This is a genomic window from Gottfriedia solisilvae (genome assembly GCF_002128405.1).
Lineage (GTDB): Bacteria > Bacillota > Bacilli > Bacillales > Bacillaceae_G > Gottfriedia > Gottfriedia solisilvae.
The window spans coordinates 137793-155552 of record NZ_NETJ01000001.1 but is presented as its reverse complement, the minus strand read 5'-3'; the positions used below and the strand labels follow the sequence as shown (position 1 = coordinate 155552).

18 protein-coding genes are annotated in these 17760 nt (G+C 33.5%); 15 read left to right on the top strand and 3 right to left on the bottom strand.

Annotated elements, in window-relative coordinates:
• Positions 1–361 precede the first annotated feature (361 nt).
• From CAB05_RS00575 to megL, 6 genes are all read left to right on the top strand, one after another.
• Positions 362–1381, top strand: a complete 1020-nt coding sequence (locus tag CAB05_RS00575) for an aldo/keto reductase (RefSeq protein WP_087997824.1) — start codon at positions 362–364, stop codon at positions 1379–1381.
• A 2-nt stretch (positions 1382–1383) separates the two neighbouring features.
• Positions 1384–1800: an SRPBCC family protein gene (locus CAB05_RS00570; RefSeq protein WP_087997823.1), complete on the top strand. Its 417-nt coding sequence runs from the start codon at positions 1384–1386 to the stop codon at positions 1798–1800.
• Positions 1801–2063: 263 nt separating this feature from the next.
• Positions 2064–3098: a TIR domain-containing protein gene (locus tag CAB05_RS00565; RefSeq protein ID WP_087997822.1), complete on the top strand. Its 1035-nt coding sequence runs from the start codon at positions 2064–2066 to the stop codon at positions 3096–3098.
• On the top strand, positions 3095–3274 hold the full coding sequence (locus CAB05_RS00560; RefSeq protein WP_087997820.1) for a hypothetical protein: 180 nt from the start codon (positions 3095–3097) through the stop codon (positions 3272–3274). Before CAB05_RS00565 ends, CAB05_RS00560 begins: the two co-directional genes overlap by 4 nt.
• A 219-nt stretch (positions 3275–3493) precedes the next feature.
• Positions 3494–4105, top strand: a complete 612-nt coding sequence (locus CAB05_RS00555; RefSeq protein WP_087997819.1) for a hypothetical protein — start codon at positions 3494–3496, stop codon at positions 4103–4105.
• A gap of 607 nt (positions 4106–4712) precedes the next feature.
• Positions 4713–5906 (top strand): methionine gamma-lyase, encoded by a 1194-nt coding sequence (gene megL, locus CAB05_RS00550; RefSeq protein ID WP_087997817.1) that lies wholly within the window; start codon positions 4713–4715, stop codon positions 5904–5906.
• A gap of 50 nt (positions 5907–5956) precedes the next feature.
• Here the strand turns inward: megL and CAB05_RS00545 are convergent, their stop codons facing one another.
• Positions 5957–6925, bottom strand: coding sequence for an NAD(P)-dependent alcohol dehydrogenase (locus tag CAB05_RS00545; protein ID WP_087997815.1), 969 nt, complete (start codon positions 6923–6925; stop codon positions 5957–5959).
• Positions 6926–7344: 419 nt separating this feature from the next.
• Here CAB05_RS00545 and CAB05_RS00540 point away from each other — a divergent pair, with 419 nt between their 5' ends.
• Positions 7345–7650: a hypothetical protein gene (locus CAB05_RS00540; RefSeq protein WP_142283030.1), complete on the top strand. Its 306-nt coding sequence runs from the start codon at positions 7345–7347 to the stop codon at positions 7648–7650.
• Positions 7651–7806: 156 nt separating this feature from the next.
• Here CAB05_RS00540 and CAB05_RS00535 read toward each other — a convergent pair whose 3' ends face one another.
• Positions 7807–8775: a sugar phosphate isomerase/epimerase family protein gene (locus tag CAB05_RS00535; protein ID WP_087997812.1), complete on the bottom strand. Its 969-nt coding sequence runs from the start codon at positions 8773–8775 to the stop codon at positions 7807–7809.
• A 208-nt stretch (positions 8776–8983) separates the two neighbouring features.
• On the opposite strand from CAB05_RS00535, the gene CAB05_RS00530 reads away from it, so the two are divergent.
• The 6 genes from CAB05_RS00530 (at position 8984) to CAB05_RS00505 (ending at position 15343) form a co-directional block, all read left to right on the top strand.
• Positions 8984–9973 carry a LacI family DNA-binding transcriptional regulator gene (locus tag CAB05_RS00530; RefSeq protein WP_087997811.1) on the top strand — a complete coding sequence of 330 codons (990 nt, stop codon included), beginning with the start codon at positions 8984–8986 and terminating at the stop codon, positions 9971–9973.
• A gap of 112 nt (positions 9974–10085) precedes the next feature.
• Positions 10086–11057 (top strand): substrate-binding domain-containing protein, encoded by a 972-nt coding sequence (locus CAB05_RS00525; protein WP_371870374.1) that lies wholly within the window; start codon positions 10086–10088, stop codon positions 11055–11057.
• A 76-nt stretch (positions 11058–11133) separates the two neighbouring features.
• A complete protein-coding gene (locus CAB05_RS00520) occupies positions 11134–12648 on the top strand; it encodes a sugar ABC transporter ATP-binding protein (protein ID WP_087997809.1) in 1515 nt (504 codons plus the stop codon).
• Positions 12641–13615, top strand: coding sequence for an ABC transporter permease (locus CAB05_RS00515; protein WP_087997808.1), 975 nt, complete (start codon positions 12641–12643; stop codon positions 13613–13615). Before CAB05_RS00520 ends, CAB05_RS00515 begins: the two co-directional genes overlap by 8 nt.
• A gap of 15 nt (positions 13616–13630) precedes the next feature.
• The gene (locus CAB05_RS00510) at positions 13631–14659 is read left to right on the top strand and encodes a Gfo/Idh/MocA family protein (protein ID WP_087997807.1); all 1029 of its coding nucleotides are present in this window, start codon (positions 13631–13633) and stop codon (positions 14657–14659) included.
• A 165-nt stretch (positions 14660–14824) separates the two neighbouring features.
• The gene (locus CAB05_RS00505) at positions 14825–15343 is read left to right on the top strand and encodes a hypothetical protein (protein WP_087997806.1); all 519 of its coding nucleotides are present in this window, start codon (positions 14825–14827) and stop codon (positions 15341–15343) included.
• Positions 15344–15546: 203 nt separating this feature from the next.
• On the opposite strand, the gene CAB05_RS21960 is transcribed toward CAB05_RS00505, so the two are convergent.
• Positions 15547–15693, bottom strand: coding sequence for a hypothetical protein (locus CAB05_RS21960; RefSeq protein WP_158093140.1), 147 nt, complete (start codon positions 15691–15693; stop codon positions 15547–15549).
• Positions 15694–15744: 51 nt separating this feature from the next.
• Between CAB05_RS21960 and CAB05_RS00500 the strand changes: the two genes are divergently transcribed.
• Positions 15745–16458 carry a WxL domain-containing protein gene (locus CAB05_RS00500; RefSeq protein ID WP_087997805.1) on the top strand — a complete coding sequence of 238 codons (714 nt, stop codon included), beginning with the start codon at positions 15745–15747 and terminating at the stop codon, positions 16456–16458.
• A 102-nt stretch (positions 16459–16560) separates the two neighbouring features.
• Complete coding sequence (locus tag CAB05_RS00495; protein ID WP_158093139.1) at positions 16561–17595, top strand: WxLIP family cell surface protein; 1035 nt, start codon at positions 16561–16563, stop codon at positions 17593–17595.
• Positions 17596–17760 lie beyond the last annotated feature (165 nt).

Sequence of the window (17760 nt, the reverse complement as noted above, 5' to 3'; positions counted from 1 at the left end):
TTTCTTTTATACGGCTAGGGTTCCTAAAAATAATTCAAAATTTTTTTAAATAGATTTTACTTTTAAACGCTTAATTTTATCATTCAATTGATTCTAAATATGATAATAAACAATCGATATTATTATTTATACCTATTTAGTTCTTAAGTAACTAAAAAGTGCCTTAAGAACAGTAGGGTTACTACCGCACTTGAAAGTACGTCCTTCTTTTCTTTTTCACATTATTTCATAATACCAATATAGAGAGTAATCACTTTTAAGAAATACGTAATAGAAGACAAGTGAGATCTCACTATAAACATTAATGAAATAACTTATTAAGTCTATAAAGACTTGTAATATATTTTATAGGAGGATTATGATGAAAAATATGTTTGAAGGAAAATTAGGTTTTGGTACTGCACCACTTGGGAATATGTTCCGAAATATTCCAGAAGAAGAAGCACTTGCGACTGTAGATGCAGCTTGGAACAATGGAATACGATATTTTGATACAGCTCCATTTTATGGAGCAGGACTAGCTGAGATTAGACTAGGTGAAGCATTGTCAAAATATAATCGAGATGAATTCGTATTAAGCACGAAAGTGGGTCGCTTAATTTTGGACGAACTAGAGGACCCATCAACACGTGATTTAGGTGAAAAAGGTGGATTATTCGAATTCGGACGTAAAAATAAGATGATAAATGACTACAGTGCAGACGCGACGTTACGTTCAATCGAGCAAAGTTTGAACCGTTTAAAAACTGATCGCTTAGACATTGTATATGTACATGATATTGCACAGGACTTCTATGGAGACGAATGGCTATCACAATTTGAAATTGCTCGAACTGGAGCATTTCGCGTTTTGACACAATTACGTGAAGAAGGGGTCATTAAAGCTTGGGGTCTTGGCGTGAATAAAGTAGAGCCAATTGAACTTGCTTTAGAACTTGGCGAAACAAAGCCAAACATTAGCTTATTAGCAGGCCGTTACACATTATTAGATCATGATCGCGCTCTTCAACGATTAATGCCAACTGCAGCTATGGAAAACGTTGATATTGTTGTTGGTGGTCCATACAGTTCAGGGATCCTAGCCGGTGGTACTCATTTCGAGTATCAGAAAGCATCGCCTGATATTATTTCAAAAGTTGAAAAAATCAAGGGTATTGCAACACGCCACAATATTAGCGTAAAGGCAGCTGCTCTACAATTTTCGTTAGCCAATCCAGCGGTTACTGCTGTTATTCCAGGAGCAAGTCGTCCAGAGCGAATTATCGAGGATCAAGCTGCATTAAATGAAGTAATTCCTGCTGAGTTTTGGATGGAAATGCGCGAACAAAAACTAGTGGCGGAAAACGCACCACTTCCAACAGACGCTAAAAAGGAGATATGAAAATGGCAAACACAACAGTAACAATGATCATTCCTGCATCACCTGAAAAAGTATGGAAATTAATCGGTGGCTTTAATTCACTTCCAGATTGGCTACCCTATATCCCTAACAGTGAATTAAGTGAAGGTGGACGCGTAAGACATCTTGCAAATCCTGATGGAGATGTAATAGTGGAACGTCTTGAAGCGTTCAATGACAAAGATCAATTCTACACTTACTCAATTATGAAAGCACCATTTCCAGTAACTAACTATCAATCAACTTTACGTGTTCGTGAACATAATGGTAGTAAAGAAGCCTTAGTTGAGTGGTCTGGTAGCTTTACTCCAATTGGGGTGACTGAGGAAGAGGTTACATCATTATTTAATGGGATTTACCAAGATGGACTCGAAGCATTAAAATCTGTATTTTCAGCTTAAATCTATTATAAAAAGCTAACATATTGTTAGCTTTTTTTGATTACCTACGGAATGGTAGCAATCTTGAGCTAGAATTAAAAACTCTTGCTTAATTCGCAATAAAATAATACGAAATATCCTAAATAAAAGAGCCTATGATATCATTTTTCAAACTTGTCAAGGTACTTTGAACCATTTTCGTTTATATTTAATGTTCGCAATCAAATTATTAGAATTTTATGATATAATCTGTGGTAATATTTACTAATTAAGTTGGAGGTTTTATGGAAGAGAGAAGATCTAGAGTTTTTATTGGTTCATCTAGGGAAGCCATGCCATATGTTGATGCAGTACAATATCATCTAAGTTATGTTGCAGAAGTTACACCTTGGAATTCTGCCTTTACGACTAATAAATATACGATGGAAGACTTAGAAAAACAACTAGATCAAAATGATTATGGCGTCTTTATATGTTCTCCTGATGATGTCATTACTATTCGAGGCAATAAATGTTTAATTACTCGAGATAATACTTTGTTTGAAATGGGCTTGTTTTGGGGGAAACTACGTAGAGGTCGAGTATTTTTTTTAATCCCAAATAAAACAAAGAAAATTCAAGTCGAAGAAGAACTGAAACTGTTAGATTTTCATTTCCTTTCTGATTTAGTTGGCATAAATCATCTTACTTATGAAATAAGAGATATAGTTAACAATAAAGCAGCAGTAAGAGTAGCCTGCGGTGAAATTGCTGAAATCATTCAACAAACCGGTCCATTTGTTGACTATAAAGAGCTTTATGAACAAGCAACTCTTAGGATCAGTGCATTAAACGTAGCTTCAAAATTTTCTGCAGACATCGCAATAAAACTGATGAAAACAAGTCCTGAACATATTCATGAATACATAGTTGAAACCCTAAAGCCAAAGTATGGTGTTCCAAGAGGATTCGAACTAACCGATATTGGTTTTTGGAAAAGGGAAGGTTCAGAAGGATTAAGACATATTATTGGAGAAATACCAAGTAAACAATTTCATGAGTTTAATGTGAATGATGGTATCGAGGAAGATTCTGGGGATCGAATTCTAGTAGTAGATAGTTATTTGAAGAGCAATATACTGTTCTTGTTAACAAGAGATAACTTGTATAAAAGTTATTTAATATGTTATCCTATGGGAACAGAGGGCGTTCTAACGGTGACAATCACCGCTACTGATGATGAAGCAGAATTAAAAGATGAGGAACTAGATCTTTTAATAGTAGCGAACTCAAGACTAATGAGTACAATCGATTATCTATTTGGAGGTGGTTCTAAATGACAAGATATATTGATTTCAAAGACGTGAAAAAAATGGTTTCCAAAAAGGATTTAACGAAACATGTAAAACTAGTAGGTGTAAAAGCAACCGCCGACGTAAAAGGGAAAACCCAAGTAGGCAAAGTTGTATATAGACAAAAAGCAGATTACAGCGTACCATTTGAAAACAATGCTTAAACAGATCAGTTAATTTGAACACTTTAACAATTAGTTAAAGTGTTTTTTGTATAATGATAATTTGAACACTCAGGAACAATGATTTTAAAAACAATACTCCAATTGATTCATTTACCAATTTTTTAGTGATTTGATGATATTTTGTAACAAGATTGACTCCATATTTTAATGGTTTGCTACATTCTTGTATAGTAACATTTAGTTAAGGAGTTGAGTTGGTTGAAAAAGAAACCTAAAAAAGTGTATGTTACACATAAACTACATCAAGAAAGTATGAATAAGTTAGATCAGCTTTCCCAACTAACTGGTACAACTATGGCAGAACTGTTGGAACAAATGATCAACGAAAAGTACGCCATTCATTTAAGTAATACAGGTGTAAAACAGATTTTTAGTGATGATAAGGTAAATGAAACCTCTTTAGATCAAGAATTAGACCAAGAACTAAAAGATGATGAGCAACGCTGGAAGAACGCTAATACTGGGTTAGATGAATTTAACCAAAGAATGGAATATTGGAAGAACGAAGAGAAGATGAAAAACAGTATGCAAGCCGAAAGATTTAAGAAAAAACTAGATGATTGGGCAAAAGAATGGGAACGTTATTTTAGAGACTATTCATTTACAATTAAAGAAAATCATACATATCAATTTAAATACTTCAATCCTAAAGATGGTGCAGAAGTTTGGAAGAAGCATATGAGACAATATACAAAATTGTGGCATCCAGATTATGCCTTAAATGAAGGGAATCCTCAAAAATTCGGTGAAATGAAAGCTGAATATGATATACTTACGGGCAAAATACCAACTGAAGAATATAGTTTGTAAAAGTAGTACTGTAGCAAGAGCTACATCTTTTTTTAGGCTACGAAAGAAAATCATTTTGTTAACTTCTACATATAATTGAAACTAGAACAAGCAAATCAACTTTTTACAGGGTCCACATACATAACGATCAAATGTTTTAAATATGAAAAGTAATTCAATCATCATTGGTGCTTTATCATCATAGAATTGCAATTTTATATTTAGAAAAAGGAGATTCACCTATTTCAAATAAAGAATGAAATGCCAAGATACAAAAACACATACATATGATAAAAAAAAGGACTACTAGGGTAGTTCTTTTTTTTATTTAAACTACCATTACGAATAAATTAAGGATTTCTTTAATAGCTACTCATTTTATTATTGAAAATATGTATTTCCATCAAAATAGGCTAATAAAATATAAATAGTAAAGCGCTTACATATATTTTAAAATTGCATTTACAATCTTTGAGTAAGGTTTAGCATTATCTATTTCTCAAAACCATTTATTTTTTTGAATAGATATTACTAAAAATCTGCTAGAACCTCATCAAATTCAATAACATCCAAAGCATGCATGCTCATTTATGAAAAAAAGAACGCAAATGGAGAGGGGCTAATTTATATGAAGAAAAAACAGATTGAGACGATGCTAATTCATGAAGGTTATGAATCAAGTGAGTACCAAGGTAGTTTAACACCACCGTTATTTCAGACATCCACTTTTACTTTTCCTACTGCACAACACGGTGAACAAAGTTTTAGTGGGGAGAGTAATGGTTATATTTATTCAAGACTAGGGAATCCAACAGTTCATATTTTAGAGGAACGAATGGCTACTTTGGAAGAAGGAGAAGCTGCACTTGCTTTTGGGTCTGGTATGGCCGCTGTTTCGACTACTTTGTTTTCATTAATCAGAGCTGGAGATCATATTGTATGCTCAAAAGGAATATACGGATGTACATTTGGATTATTAGAAATGTTAGAAAATCGGTTTGGTGTACAACATGATTTTTGCAATATGTCCACTGAAGAAGAGCTATATGAAGTAATCCAAGAAAATACAAAGGTTATTTTTATTGAGACCCCAATTAACCCTACTATGAAACTCATTGATATTGAGAAGGTAGTAGCAGTAGCGAAGAAAAAGAACATTATAGTAGTCGTAGATAATACATTTTGTTCACCATATTTACAAAATCCTTTAAGTCTTGGCTGTGATATTGTGTTGCATAGTGCAACGAAATATATTGGCGGACATGGGGATGTCATCGCAGGAATCGTTGTGTGTAAAACAAAAGAACTGGCTGATGCTATGTTACCTGTTAGGAAGGACACTGGTGGAATAATGTCTCCGTTTGATGCATGGTTATTACTTCGTGGATTAAAAACTTTAGCAGTTCGAATGGAACGCCATTGTGATAATGCAGAAAAAGTATTTGCATTTTTACACTCTCATCCAATTGTGAAAGAAGTGTACTATCCGGGAGATTCGAATCATCCGGACTACTACATTTCTAAAAAGCAAATGAGAAAAGGTGGAGGCGTCATCGCTTTTACGGTGCATGGTTCGAAGGAGGAAACACAAGAGATCCTCAATCACCTAAAGATGATTAAAATTGCAGTAAGTCTTGGTGATACAGAGACATTAATTCAACATCCAGCTACAATGACACATTCTGTTGTGCCAAAAAAATTACAGCAAAAAATGGGGATTACAGATAATATGATTCGTATGTCAGTCGGTTTAGAAGCATGGGAGGATATTGTGGACGACCTTCAACAAGCATTTGCTAATACGACAATACAAAAAATTTAAAAAGGCTGAACCTCAGCCTTTTTTATGTACATATACCATATGAGAGTTATTTATACAGTAATGATAACTTTACCTTGAGCGTGACCTTGTTCAAAATACCTGAAAGCCTCAGGTACTTCACTTAATTTATAACAGCGATCAATTATGGGTTTTATTTTGTCTTCTTCAATAAGTTCTTTCAAAAAAATTAAATCTTTTTGGTTTGCCCTTTGTAACATGCTACACATTTTCTTATTCCCAGTTAGTGAAATCAAAGGACCGAACAACATCGCTTCGGTTAATTGAGCCCCAGAACCTCCTACCATTACATAATTGCCATTGGGATTAAGTGCTCGCTTATAAGTTGATATTGATTGGTAGCCGTTAACAGCAATGATTAGATCGTAACTCTCTTTTAATTCTTTAAGATCTTTCAATTTATAGTCAATTGTATGGTCTGCACCGATTGATTGTAAAATATCTATATTTCTTGTACTACACACACCAGTTACTTCAGCTCCAAATGCTTTCGCAATCTGTACTGCAAAAGTACCTACACCACCTGAAGCACCATTTATTAATACCTTCTGTCCCGACTGAATTTTACCTTTGTTTCTAATAGCCTGTAATGCTGTAACTCCTGCCATAGGAACAGCTGCTGCTTCCTCAAAAGACAAATTTACTGGTTTGAATGCCAAAGCATTTTCGGGTACAGTTACGTATTCTGCAAAACCACCCCAACCACAAGATGATAAGTCTCCAAACACTTCATCGCCTGGTTGGAAGTGCTTAACATCTTTACCGACAGCTTCAACTAAACCTGCTATATCTCCACCAGGTATTACGTATTTTGGTTTGAGAATACCAAAAGCAATACGAGCTAAAAAAGGTTCGCCTTTTAAAAGTACAAGATTTCCATAATTTATGGAAGTTGCTTTTATTTTTACTAGTACTTGATTGGATTTTGGAATTGGTTTTTCTACTTCTGAAAGTTCAAGAACGTCAGGTGAACCATATTTCTTACATACAATAGCCTTCAAATTTATTCCTCCTCATTTCAGTAAATTGAAATCATACTGGCAAAAGACTAAATAATTAATCAAGTAGCTATCGTTTTAATGATGAAAACTAGGCACATTTTACTTGAACTCTGATTATTTTAGATTCTTACCTTCCTTCTAAAGTTATTTATATTACTGTCAAGTATGACAAATTCGAACTAATGAAATAACATATATATTTTAAAAAGAGGAAAGCAGAGGCTATTTTTAATAGATTGAGAGGGTAAAATGAACATTCATTTTTTTAAGTATTGGGGGAGAATATGAAAAAAGCTATTATTCTTTATATCCTAGTAATTATACTGATCACCAGCTTCACGACAGTATTTATTTATAAAAAAGTCCAAAATCCAATACCATCAAGGCAAATTCAAATAGGGTATCTGATTTCGAACAATATGGATCAGATTGAGTTCAATAAGATTATTACAGATGAAGATGATCAAAATGCGGTTGATTATATTGAAGGAATCTTTTGGGGGTCAAATCGTATTACTAGTCCAAATGTTGATCATAATCATCCGGATGCTGTTTTAATCATCAACAGTCCCAGACAAGGAACGAGGATACTTAATTCTATGATTTGGTTTAATGATAATACTGTGATAATTGGGGTGAATAACGGTGAAAATATAATAGATTTTAGAAAACTAGAAAAATCAGAAGTAGAATACTTTAAAAGTATTATCAGTTATAAAAAATAATGAATGTATAAGGAATTCACATTCTTTATCCGTTACTGATCATCAAGAAACGATAGGGGAAGACTTAAGATGGATTCACACAAATAAATGAAAGAAAAAGCTAACATTACTTTCATTAGCTTTTTCTTAATCATTGCGAGAAACGGAGACTAAAAACTATGTCCACCACATTTGACCGACAGATTCTTTTACAATAAGCGGTTTTAAATTTTCGACTGCCTTTGTAAATCCTTCATTAATAGACATTAATCCATCTTCATGTTCGATGCTAACAACATAGTCATAACCATAGAGACGAAGAGTACTTATTATATCTGCCCAAGTTTTTTGATCATGACCAAAGCCAACTGTTCTAAAATACCAGGCACGATCGCGCATTTCTGAATAGTCTGTCATGTCTGTGAGTCCATTTCGATTCATGTTTTGCTGGTCAATTATCGTATCTTTTGCATGGAAATGGTGGATGGCATTTTCACGACCGAGAATTTTTATTGCTTCAATTGGATCAATTCCTTGCCACCACATATGACTAGGATCAAGATTAGCCCCAATTGCAGGACCGCAAGCTTCTCTTAATCGTAACATTGTCGCTGGTGTATGAACGGAAAATCCTCCATGTAGCTCTAAACCGATTTTTACATTGTGCGCTATTGCTAAATCATTTTTTTCTTTCCAATATGGTATTAATTTTTCTTCCCATTGCCATTTCAAAATTTCTTGGAAATCATGTGGCCATGCAGTTACTGGCCAGTTAGGGTAAAGCGCATTTTCGTGATCACCGGGACATCCAGAAAATGTATTTACAACAGGGACTTCTAATGCGGAAGCAAGACGTATTGTTTTCTCTAAAAGATCGTCAGCTGGCTTTGCAATTTTTTTCTGTGGGTGAAGGGGGTTTGCATGACAACTTAAAGCACTAATTATTAATCCATGATCAGTTATTTTTTGCTTAAACTTTTTTATATTAGATTCATTGTTTAATAGCTCATCAATTTGACAATGAGCATCACCAGGGTAACCCCCAGTGCCTAGCTCAATAGCCTCTACACCTTTAGAAGAAACATAGCTCAACATGTCATCAAAACTTCGATCGGAGAATAAAACTGTAAAGACACCTAATTTCAATGCAAATTCCCTCCTTAACAATAATTGTCAGAATATACTGTTATGTAATCCATTACATTTCTAACATATAGAAATTTTTCACGTAAATCAATAGTTTTATTTAGATTAAAATATTTTATTGACAGATAATTCAGAACATATTAACATAAAAATGTAATCGATTTCAGAAGGTTACATACAGTGATTTTACAGAAAGTAGGATAAAAAGATGGCAAACATCCAACAGGTTGCTAAACAAGCAGGAGTTTCTGTAGCAACAGTTTCAAGAGTATTAAACGGACAAAACACAGTTTCCTCTAAAACAAGAATTAAAGTAGAAGAAGCCATTCATAAATTAAATTATGAACCAAGTATGTTAGGGAGGAATTTAAGAAACTCCGAAAGTAGAATTATCTTAATTTTAATTCCTACGATCTCTAACCCATTTTATTTGGACATTATCAAAGGTATTGAAAATATTGCAATCAGCCAAAATTATAATATTTTACTTTGTGAGACGGATTCAAATCCTGAGAAAGAGAATATTTATTTTGATCTAGTCAGAAAAAAGATGGCAGATGGGATTATTTCAATGGATCCTGCAGTAAATGTAGACACATTAAAAAAGCTAGCAGAAAATCATGCAATAATTCAATGTAGTGAATATGGAGAGGACAGTGGTATTCCTTATGTAACGATTGATAATGAGGAAGCTTCTTATCGAGCAGTGAAACATTTAATTAAAATTGGTCACTCAAAAATTGCCCTAATGAACTCTGATGAAAAATATTTATATGCAAGACAACGAAAAAAAGGCTATCAAAAAGCATTAGAAGAGCACGGGATTGCCGTAAAGGATGAATATATCATTCATACTCAACATTTAGGATTCGAGTACGGACAGCAGGCAATGAAAAAAATATTAAACATAGAAGATCGACCAACAGCGGTCTTTGCTGTATCTGACCTTTTAGCAATTGGCGCATTAAAAGAAATCAATAGCAATGGACTACATGTTCCAAATGATATTGCAGTAGTTGGTTTTGATAAAATTGATTTTTCAAATATGACAAACCCTACTCTTACAACGATTGCACAACCAATGCATAAGATGGGAACCATTGCAGCGAAAATGTTAATTGATCAGATTAAAGGTGAAAAGGTTGAAAGTATCATATTAGATCATGAATTAGTCATTCGAGAGTCTACTTCAGGTTAAATCGATGTAAGGTCAGCGCTCTGTTATTAAAAGAGGTTAATAGTAGAGCGCTGACCTTAAATGTAATCGATTACATAAAAGGGGAGTTTATTAAACAAATACTAAGGGGTGAATGGTTTTGAGAAAATTACTAGTGGCTGGAATGTCTTTAGTAACAGTATTTGGGTTGGTAGCTTGTAATGATAAAGGCAGTAGTGTTGGTGGAAAAGAAGATGATAAGTTGAAAATCGGTATTTCTTTACCATCTGCAACACATGGTTGGATGGGTGCATTAATTGATAGTGCTGAAAAACAAGCAAAGGAATTAAAAGAGAGTGATGGTATTGAGTATGTAATGACCAATGCAACAGATCCAAACAAGCAAGCAAACGATGTTGATGATTTAATTGCACAAGATGTAGATGTTATTGTCATGCTTCCAATTGAGTCTGCTGCACTTACTCCAGTTGGTCAAAAGATAAAAGATGCTGGTATTCCTTTAGTCATAGTAGATCGCGAGTTAGAAAATGATGCTGCTACTGTAGTTGTAAAAGGAGACAATGAGGGCATTGGCGTTAATGCTGGTAAATATTTTGTAGAAAAATTAAATGGCAAAGGGAAAGTAGTTGAAATTACAGGTCCACCAAGTTCTGTTACAGAGCAACGAGGTTCTGGTTTCAAAGAAGCAATGGAAGCTGCTGTTGGTATTGACGTAATCGCTTCACAAAGTGGCGATTTTTCTACTGAAAAATCATTAGAAGTTATGCAAAATATTTTACAAGCGCACCCTCATATTGATGCAGTTTTCACTCAGGATGATGGCATGGCACTTGGTGTACTCCAAGCAATTAAAGAAGCTGGACGTAAAGATATCAAATTCATCACAGGTGCCGGCGGTGGTAAGGCTGTATTTGATAACATGAAGGAAGACGGTTTAATTACAGCAACATTCTTATATTCGCCAACGATGGTCGCTGATGCAGTAAAAATTGCAGCAGAAATCGCCCAAGGTAATGAACCAGAAGAAAATATGATTGTAAAAGAAGCAACTCAAGTTACAAAAGATAATGTTGAAGAGTACTATAACCCAGATTCTAAATTCTAAATAATCGAGAGGAAATACAATAATTGTCGATACAGATATTGTATTTCCTATTTTCCTATAAAGGAGGGATCAAGCCTTGTCTACGAATCCTTTAATGACAATGAACAATATTGAAAAATCATTTAACGGTAACCAGGTATTAAAAAATGTTTCAATTCAAGTTGAGAAAGGTGAAATTCATGCATTATTAGGAGAAAATGGAGCGGGAAAATCGACATTAATGAATATTCTTGGTGGCGTTCATCAACCTGATCACGGATCAATTCAGATCAATGGAATCGATAGTAAAATGCTGAATCCAAGAGTATCGCAGGAACATGGAATTAGCTTTATTCACCAAGAATTAAATGTAGTCTCCGATCTAAGAGTCTATGAAAATATGTTTTTAGGTTCTGAACTTCGCAACAAAATAGGTTTTTTAAAAGTAGAAGAGATGTGTAGCAAAACTAGTGAGATATTAGCAAAACTAGGCGTTGACATCAATCCTAAAGAATATGTTAGAAATCTTGATACCTCTTATAAACAATTGATAGAAATATCAAAAGCACTATTACATAAATCCACGCTTATTATTATGGATGAACCTACAGCATCCTTAGCAGAACATGAAGTAAATCGGTTATTTGAACTAATGAAAAACCTAAAAAATTCTGGTGTTTCAATTATTTATATTTCTCACAAGCTTAAAGAAATAAAAGAAATCTGCGACAGTTATACTGTATTACGTGATGGTGAAGTTGTTGGAACTGGAAGTATAGAAAATGAAAACTTAGATTCAATAACAAAACTTATGGTAGGAAAATCTATTTCAGAAGATCGAATCGTTCAAAAAGGGACATTTGGTCCTGTATTATTAGAAGTTAAAAACTTAACCAGTCAAAGATTATTTAATGATATCAATTTTTCAGTTCGTAAGGGAGAAATTGTTGGTTTTACTGGTTTAGCTGGAGATGGTAGAACTGAACTTTTTGAAAGCTTATTTGGTTATCGAAAAAAATACACTGGTGAGATTCGAATCAATAACCAGTCGGTAAAAATAGATCATCCACGTAAAGCATTAGAAGCTGGTATGGGACTTGTTCCAAAAGATCGAAAAGAAAATGCGATTATAAAAGATTTAAGTGTCATTCATAATATGAGTCTTTCTTCAATAGGGCATTTTGAAAATGCAGGGTTCATCCAAGAAAAGCTTGAGAAGGAGAAATTCGATTTTTATAAAAATCAATTAAACATCAAAGTACACAACCCACGAATTACAATTGACAAATTAAGTGGTGGGAATCAACAAAAAGTGATTATTGCTAAATGGCTTGAAGTAAATACAGATATTATCATTTTTGATAACCCAACTCAAGGGATTGATGTAGGAGCAAAACAAGAGATTTATCAACATATCGTTTCACTAGCAGAACAAGGTAAAGCTGTTGTCATTCTTTCTTCAGAAGCCCCAGAGGTATTAAAGATTTGTCATAACATTAATGTAATGTATCAAGGAGAAATAACTGCTAGATTCAATGGAGAAGAAGCTACTGAAGATGAAATTATGAGTTATGCAACTGGATCGAAAAGGGAGGTCGAAAAAATTGGCTAATGTCGTATTAAATGAAAATAATCCACAAACTTCAAATACAAAAAATCGCCTCTCTTGGCTTTGGTCAGAGTATAGCGTCATTATTGCTTTTTTAATTATTTTTATCGCAGCATTAATTATGAATCCTAGATTTATTGATATGAATAACCAACTCAATATTTTAATGCAAGTTTCAATCATAGGAATTGTTGCATTAGGAATGACGATTGTCATGCTTTCAGGAGGAATCGACTTATCTGTTGGCTCAGTACTAGTATTAGTCGGTGTTTGCACGGTGTTAGCTTTAAATGCAACTGGTAGCATATTTGTAGCAATCGTAACTGCACTTTTAGTAGGTTCATTCGCTGGATTTTTAAATGGATTAATGGTTGCAAAAGGAAGAATTGCCTCGTTCATTGCTACATTGGGGATGATGGCGGCAGCTCGTTCAATCGCCTTATATATAACTGAGGGCGGTAGTATTTCTGGAAAAGTAACTGGATTTACAGCAATCGCAAATAATAATTTAGGTATGATTGATTACCCGATTATCATTTTCTTCGTTATGACCGCACTTGTTTATATATTAATGCACAAGACTCGATTTGGAAGATATGTGTATGCAATCGGAAGTAACGAAAAAGCTGCGCTTCTGTCTGCTATTAGAGTCGATCGCGTTAAAATTGGCGTTTATAGTTTTGCAGGCTTATTAGTCAGTGTAGCCGCAATCATTGAAGCATCTAGATTAAATTCTGTTTCTTCTTCAAGTACGGGGGTTCAATATGAATTAGATGCAATCACTGCAGTTATCATTGGTGGAACAAGAATGACAGGTGGCCGAGGGAAGATTATTGGAACATTTTTTGGTGTTTTAATTTTAGGTATCTTAAATAATATGATGAATTTAATGAACGTCTCTCCGCATCTTCAAGGATTTGTAAAAGGATTAATCATCATCATTGCAGTTGTATTTCAAAAGAAAGAGTAGGAGGCGTAGCTAAATATGAAAGTAGGCATTATCGGATGTGGTTCAATTGCTAAATTTCGTCATGCCCCAGAATATAAAGCCAATAAATTTGTGAATGAAATCGTATTTTACGACCGAAATATCGAACGAGCAAGGAATTTAGCGGACATGTTTGACGGACAGACAGCTCCTTCTATAGAAGAATTATTAGCGGATCCTTCTATAGATATGATCAGTGATTGTTCCTCCAATGAACAGCATCATTTAATTACTACAAAAGCTCTACTAAGTGGAAAGCATGTTTTATGTGAAAAGCCGATATCACTTACAATTGAACATGCTAAAGAAATAGTAGACGCCCAAAAGTTATCTGGGAAAAAATTGATGGTAGATCATAATCAACGTTTTACACGTGCACATCAAAAAGCAAAAGAAATCATCCTCACTAAAGAACTAGGAAAAGTTTTAACCTTTAGAACGACTTTTGGACACGCAGGACCGGAACATTGGGGTGTAAATAAATCAAATTCTACATGGTTCTTTAAAAAAGAGCGTTCAGGGCTTGGAGTTGCTGGAGATTTAGGAATCCATAAAGTTGATTTAATACATTACTTACTTGATGATGAAATCGCATCTGTAAGTGCATTTCAAGGGTCACTAGATAAAGTCAATGAAAACGGAGAACCAATTGAGGTTTGCGATAATATTGTTTGCAGTTTAAAAACAAAAAAAGGACGTTTAGGTACAGCTTCATTCTCATGGACTTATTATGGAGAAGAAGACAATAGTACAATTATCTACTGCGAAAAAGGGATTATTAAAATATACAATACTAATGAATATCAAATTGAGGTCATTACAAAAGATGGCGAGAAGGTATTTTATCAACTAGAAAATATTCAAACAAATGATAACCAAACAACAAGTGGTGTAATTGATGCTTTTATTAAATGTATACAGCTTGATGAGGACCCACTTGTGACAGGTGAAGATGCCCTTTCTTCACTTAAAGTAATTTTAGGTATTATTGAAGCCGCCGAATCAAACAGTGTAGTTACAATATAACAAAAGTGTCATTACGAGAATGACCAAATAGATAGTAAGTAAACTCATCCAGTTTAATGGTTGAGTTTATTTTTTGTATGGAATACAATCTTTATTCAAATTCTAATGAGGGTAATATTTTTACTAGCGAATTACATTCACTACTTTAATCTTGGAGGCTAGAAAGTGGAATACTATAATGTTTTTGGCAATAAAAAAGAGCTAGAAGTAAATGAAGGTGAACGTGTAGAAATTATTTTGAGAAGTGATCAATATTGTATTAATCATGAAGAACCACTTTATCATTCTGGAACCCTCAATGAAATCGTCTATGGAAATGATGCAAAAGGAGGTTCAGAACCAGTAGGAATACAGGTTACATTTGATAAAGATACAGTCTACAATGACGGAGAAAAAGAATTTATTTCTTTTGATGCAATTGAAGAAGTCTTTAGTAAAAAGTATGAAATCGTTGGATATGCAATGTTAAATGAGGGAATTAGCTTAAGTGTAAAAGGAAAGAGTATAGGTAAAGTTATTAATTTTGACTATATTAATGGAAATTTAATTCCAGTTTCAATTCAAGAAGACAATGGTCCAGTAATAAATACAATTTCAGAGGAAGATACTGAATTAATCCAAGACATCATGCGTTATGGAACACCTCAAAAGTTTTTTCATTATGTTCTTACTAAATCTAGATGATAAATAGAAAAAGGACCGTCCATATTAGGACGGTTCTTTTTTTTGTTCCAAACTAAAAAAACATAGCGTTTAAGTTGATTTAAATATCCAGTTTTTAAAAATCGTAAAGAAGAAATTAGCTAACTTCTAGCATTAAATTTTTAAGGAATTGCTATTTGTACACTATTTGTCCTTTTTAATCCGTATTAATTATGTAAGTATTTTTACTCCCACGGGTCATTCCATTCAACTTCATTATCATATTCTACAAAAAAATAAATTGTATTTTGTGAACAATTAATGTCAACAATATTTTTCTTTTTACCTAAGCCAACGGTAAACGAAGTAATAACTAATAAATGTTTTGTCACGTTATAATCAGTTTTGTGCTATCACAATAAATCTTTAAAGGAGCATTAATTATGAAAATTACGAGACTTACCTTCATCACTGTATTTGCATTTTCAAGTTTGGTAGGAGTAAATCACTCTTATGCCGCAGGAGAAGAATCAGCAGGTAGTTCAAAGGCTGCCATTACATTTACTGCCGGATCAGGACCGGTAGAACCAAGTAACCCAACGAATCCAACAAATCCATTATTTCCAGGAGGCCCAACTGACCCAACTGACGTACCAACTGGTAATACTGGTCCTTTAACTTTAGACTATGTTTCATCAGTAGAGTTTGGATCACATGAAATCTCAAATACAACTGTAGCATATTCAGCTACATCAAAAAAACCATTTATTCAAGTATCTGATCGAAGAGGAACAGGTGCAGGATGGTCAGTTATTGCAAAAGCTAGTAAGTTTACAAATGGAACAATTGAAACATTACCAGGAGCAGTTTTATCATTTAAAAATGCTACAGTCAATTCAATCGGAACAGGAAATTCACCGTCAGCAGTACAAACAGTTGCCTTAAGTACTGATGGAAGTACTGCGTCATCAGTTGTATCAGCATCTACAGGTACTGGATTAGGAACTTGGTTAACGAGTTGGCTTGGTATAAATCCAGATGTAAAAGACGGAGAACTAAATAACAATGTAACACTAACAATACCAGCGGGTTCTGCAACCGTTGGAAATCATGAAGCTACGATTACATGGACTTTAACAGACGCACCAGGAGTGTAGAGAGAAAAGTATTCTTATTTATTATTTATTAATAAAAATCAAATGAAGAGGGCCTATAAAAAGACCCTCTGTTTTTTAACTATATATAAAAGGGGTAGAAATATGAACACGAAACTTGAAATCGTACTATTCTTATTATCAGCTGCCATAATCGTTTCCTTATTTCCGACATCCGTTCAAGCTTCGTCAAATATAGTCGATTTTTCAGTTCAAGCTAAGATACCAGAAAATCAAATTGATAAGACGAAATCTTATTTTGATTTAAAAATGAATCCTGGACAAATTCAAGTTGTAGAGATTGACGTTTTTAATAACAACCGTACGAAAATTGAAACATTTATTGCAGATGTCACTTTTGCAACAACAAATGATAATGGTCTAATTGATTATTCTCCTAAAAGTGTTAAAAAAGCAGATCAAAGTTTAAAATTTCCAATTGTAGACCTTGTAAATGAACCTCATAAAGAAATTGTCATTCCTCCGGGTAAATCAAGAACTGTTACATTCACTTTTAAAATGCCTAAACAAAAATTTAATGGAGTACTTTTAGGATCAATCCATTTTAAAAAGAAGATTGATAAAATTGAAACTAAAAAATCATCAGAAACGATTCAAATTAATAATCAATACGCTTATGTTATTGGTGTCAAATTGACTGAAACAATAAAAAAAGTAAAGCCAGAGTTGCATCTTATAAAAATCAAGCCCAAATTAGTCAATTATCATACTGCAATTATAGCCAAAATCCAAAATAGTGAACCAACTATTGTTCAAGGTATGAAAATCGATTCAAAAATTTTTAAAGATGGTTCAAATAAAATTTTATATAGTTCGAATAAAACAGGATTAAGTATGGCGCCAAATTCAAATTTTGATTATGCGATTGATTTAAAAAATAATCAAATTCAACCTGGAATATATCGTTTAAAAATGAAAGCAATCATTGGAGATCAGATGTGGGTATGGGATGAAGTGTTTAAAATTGGAAACGAAGCAAAAGAATTAAATGATAAAGCAGTTGAAGTAAAGCAAAATTATTTCTGGTTGTATTTTAGTGTCGGGATCTTTTTAACTTTAGTCCTAAGCATCCTTTTTTTCTTTATTGCAAAGAAAAGGAAGAAGGAAAGAAAAGAATAGATCCTTAAAAATCATCTAATAGACATAACTTAATTTTTCAGTATCTAGGAGAAGCGTTAAAATGATATTAATGAAAATAAAAAATCTAAAGCCAAGAAATCTAACTTTCAAATTAATCATCACGATAATTCTTATCACTTCGAATCATTTAATACCCTCACATTC